General features: G+C 58.7%; 1 protein-coding gene. It reads right to left on the bottom strand.

The features are described 5' to 3' along the window. A partial coding sequence (locus MJ643_RS30970) for a hypothetical protein (RefSeq protein WP_247727351.1) occupies window positions 1-259 on the bottom strand: 259 nt, incomplete at both ends.

Below are 259 nucleotides of genomic sequence, written 5' to 3'. Positions count from 1 at the left end.
CATGATGGCCGAGCCATTCGTGAACACAATCCGCATGTCATTGTTGTTCGTATAAACGTTCCGCACCTGAGCCGCGAGCTTCGGTTTGGAAACCATGCCCTGCATCGACTGCAACGTGTTCTTCGTCGTCGACCCGTGATGTGACGTCCAGATAACCCGCAACCCAGGAAACAGCAGGCACAGCCCGATCAGCAGGTTTCCGACGGTGAACGTCTTGCCCACCTGGCGAGGGATCGAGGCGACCACCCCGCCGACCGTC

The sequence above is a fragment of the Pseudomonas sp. PNPG3 genome (assembly GCF_023093815.1).
Classification (GTDB): domain Bacteria; phylum Pseudomonadota; class Gammaproteobacteria; order Pseudomonadales; family Pseudomonadaceae; genus Aquipseudomonas; species Aquipseudomonas asiatica.
Note: the sequence above shows the minus strand (reverse complement) of the source record. Positions and strands in the feature narration are given on the sequence as shown.